At 69.1% G+C, this 3,400-nt stretch carries 3 protein-coding genes and 1 other RNA gene; 1 reads left to right on the forward strand and 3 read right to left on the reverse strand.

Annotated elements, in window-relative coordinates; all coding sequences use genetic code 11:
• Positions 1-931: DNA polymerase III subunit gamma/tau (dnaX, locus tag AC07Z7_RS24915; RefSeq protein ID WP_494768020.1), on the reverse strand; the 931-nt coding region annotated here is incomplete at its 3' end.
• Between the two features lie 178 nt (positions 932-1,109).
• Here dnaX and ffs point away from each other — a divergent pair.
• An RNA gene (gene ffs, locus AC07Z7_RS24920) (signal recognition particle sRNA small type) lies at positions 1,110-1,206 on the forward strand.
• Between the two features lie 119 nt (positions 1,207-1,325).
• On the opposite strand, the gene AC07Z7_RS24925 is transcribed toward ffs, so the two are convergent.
• Complete coding sequence (locus tag AC07Z7_RS24925) at positions 1,326-2,693, reverse strand: TIGR03862 family flavoprotein (RefSeq protein ID WP_494768021.1); 1,368 nt, start codon at positions 2,691-2,693, stop codon at positions 1,326-1,328.
• 58 nt (positions 2,694-2,751) lie between these two features.
• Positions 2,752-3,400: PD-(D/E)XK nuclease family protein (locus tag AC07Z7_RS24930; protein ID WP_494768022.1), on the reverse strand; the 649-nt coding region annotated here is incomplete at its 5' end.

The following is a 3,400-nucleotide window of genomic DNA, read 5'->3' on the forward strand; positions in this document are numbered from 1 at the left end:
CCACCGCACCGGCCATCTGCGGCACGGCCTGGAACACAGCCATGCGCTGCAGCACTGCGCTCATCTCTTCGAGCGTGGACGCAGCGGACAGGCCGTTCATGCGCAGTGCGTCCGAGGTTTCGACCACGGTCTTCCCATCGCCCTGGGCCAACGCTTCGATGAGGCGGAACACATAGGAGCGGTCCACCGCACCCAGCATCTGGCGCACACCGGCTTCCTGCAGCTGGCCGCTGCCGAAGGCGATGGCCTGGTCGGTGAGCGAGAGCGCATCGCGCATGGAGCCGCGCGCAGCGCGCGACAGCAGACGCAGCGCCTGCGGCTCGGCGGGCACGTTCTCGGTTGCCAGCACCTGCGTGAGGTGCGAAAGCACGGTTTCGGGCGCCATGGGGCGCAGGTTGAACTGCAGGCAGCGCGAGAGCACGGTGACCGGCACCTTCTGCGGGTCGGTCGTGGCCAGCACAAACTTGAGGTATTCGGGCGGCTCTTCCAGCGTCTTGAGCATGGCGTTGAACGCCGTGTTCGTGAGCATGTGCACTTCGTCGATCATGAAGACCTTGAAGCGCCCTTGCACCGGCTTGTAGACCGCCTGCTCCAGCAGGCTTTGCACCTCGTCCACGCCCCGGTTGGAGGCTGCGTCCAGCTCGGTGTAGTCCACAAAACGACCGCTGTCGATGTCGGTGCAGGCCTGGCACACGCCGCAGGGCGTGGCGGTGATGCCGCCATTGCCATCCGGCCCCTGACAGTTGAGCGACTTGGCCAGAATGCGCGACACCGTGGTCTTGCCCACGCCGCGCGTGCCCGTGAACAGGTAGGCGTGGTGCAGGCGCTGCTGGGTCAGCGCATTCGACAGGGCCTGGACCACATGCTCCTGCCCCACCATCTCGGTGAAATTGCGGGGGCGGTACTTGCGGGCGAGCACGAGGTAGGACATGGGGGGTGATTCTAGGGCCCAACCAAGTGCCCCCGCCCTTCAATACCGGCACGCTCCCCACCAGGGACACCGCGCAAGGGCCGCCCCGCCGCGCTGGTGTCGTCCCCCTTCCCGAATTGCGCAGCAATTCGAGAGAAGGGGGAAACGGCGCAGCCGTTCAGGGGGTAGAATGCGAGTTGACGGGCCTCCTCGCATGGTGAAGCGGCCAACCGGGTCAGGTGGGGAACCAAGCAGCCCTAACTGTGGAGTCAGTGCCGGGGGTAAGGCTCGTCAACTTCTTCTTTCTTTTTTGCGCGGTCGCGCAAAAGCTTTCTCTCCTTCAAAGCTCCCGCTCCGAAGCCGGTCCGCTGGGTCTGCCCAAAAGCCGACGAAGGCAGAGCCCTCTCGCTTCTTATCACTTGCCTGCAGGACGGCCCAGCCACTGCAGCGCCCCCTCGCCCGCCACGCGGCCGCTGGCCATGCTGGCGGTGAGCAGGTAACCCCCCGTGGGCGCCTCCCAGTCCAGCATTTCGCCCGCGCAGAACACGCCCGGCAAGGCCGTGGCCATGAGGCGCGCGTCCAGCGCCTCAAACGCCACGCCACCCGCCGTGCTGATGGCTTCGTCCAACGGGCGCGCAGCCACCACGGTGATCGGCAAGGCCTTGATCGCATGGGCCAGGGCCACGGGGTCGTTCATGCCATCCTTGCCCAGATGCTCGTAGAGGATGCCCGCCTTGATGCCGTCCAGGCCCAGGCGGCTCTTGAGGTGGCTCGACAGCGAGCGCGAACCGCGCGGATGGCGCACCTCCACCAGCACGCGCTCGGGGCTGTGGTCAGGCATCAGGTCGAGGTGGAAGGTGGCATGCCCATGGGCTTCCACCTCGTCGCGCAGCAGGTGCGATGCGGCATAGACCAGGCTCCCTTCCACCCCCGTAGCCGTGACTACAAATTCGCCCCGGCGGCTGAAGCTGCGGCCCTGGCTGTCGGTGAAGCTGAGCACCACGGTCTTGAAGGGCTGACCTACAAACTTCTCGGAAAAATGCGGCGTCCAGCCCACCGTGGGCGCGGGCGTGCGGCCCAGCAGCTCTTGCAAAAAGGCGCGGCGCGTTTCGCCTGCCGGGGCATCGGCGCGCAGCACATCAAAACCGCAGTTGGACGGGCGCAGCGGCGCCACAACCACGCCGCGCTGCGCCAGCAGCGGCACCCAGGCACCATCCGACCCCAGGCGTGCCCAGCTGCCGCCGCCCAGTGCCAGCACCACGGCCTTGGCGGCCACCCGCACCTCGCCTGCCGGTGCGGCAAAGCGCAGCGCCCCCTCCTCGGCCCAGCCCAGCCAGCGGTGGCGCATGTGGAACAGAACCCCCTGCCCGCGCAGGCGCTGCAGCCAGGCGCGCAGCAGCGGCGCGGCCTTCATGTCGGTCGGGAACACGCGGCCCGAGGTGCCCACAAAGGTCTCCACCCCCAGGCCCTCAGCCCAAGCGCGCAGCGCAGGCCCGCCAAAGGCGCGGACCAGCGGTTCTATCTGTTGCTCGCGCCCGGAATAGCGGCCCACAAAGGGCTCGTGCGGCTCGGAATGGGTGAGGTTGAGCCCGCCCTTGCCCGCCAGCAGAAATTTGCGCCCCACCGACGGCATGGCGTCGAACACATGCACGGCCACACCCGCCCGGGCCAGCACCTCGGCGGCCATCAGGCCCGCCGGACCACCGCCGACAACGGCCACATCGCACTGCAACGGTTCCGCAGACAGGGTGGGAGCATCGGAAGGAGGAAGGGTGTGGGACACGGAAGGGCCTTGCTAAAAAGAGGGAGAGCGCTGCGCTGCCTGGGGGCGGAAGGACCCGTCAGAACAAGGAGCCTTGCGGAGAATCCGCAGGCCCCGGCGCGGCCCGGGCGCGCTCGGGCTTTGCGGGGGCGACCGGCGCAGCGGGGGCGAGAGTATGCCCCACCGCAGGCACCTGGGCGGCCGATGCCCCTGCCGCACCGGGCACTTCGCCCACGGGCACCAAGCGCCCATCGCCCGTGAGGAAGGCGGCGTACACCGCCTCGCCCGGCATCAGCACCGAAACGGCTTCGCGGTAGCGTTGCAGCTGCGCCACCAGCGCCTGCTGGCGCTGGGGCTGGGCGGCGCTTTTGTAATCCAGCACCCACCAGCCTGCCGCTGCGTCGTCGGCATGTGCCGCGCGGCGCAACACCAGGCGGTCGATTCGCAGGCTCTGGCCCTGGTAGTGCAGCGGGGCTTCGTTGATGGCGGTCTGTACCTGGGCCGGGTCCCAGGCCCAGGCGCCCTCCCCGGCCAGGATGCCCTGGGCCATGCGCGCGGCCAGCTCGGCGGCGGCGGGGGTGATGTCGTGGTCGCTGGCCAGCCGGGCGATGCGCGCAGCAGGCCAGCCGTGGGCGCGCAGGTCGGCCAGCGGGGCACCGGCCACACCGGCCTGCTCCAGCAGCTGGTGCATGGCGTCGCCCTGGCGGGACAGCGGCGTGGAGTCGCCA

It is taken from the genome of Acidovorax sp. GW101-11A03 (genome assembly GCF_059424825.1).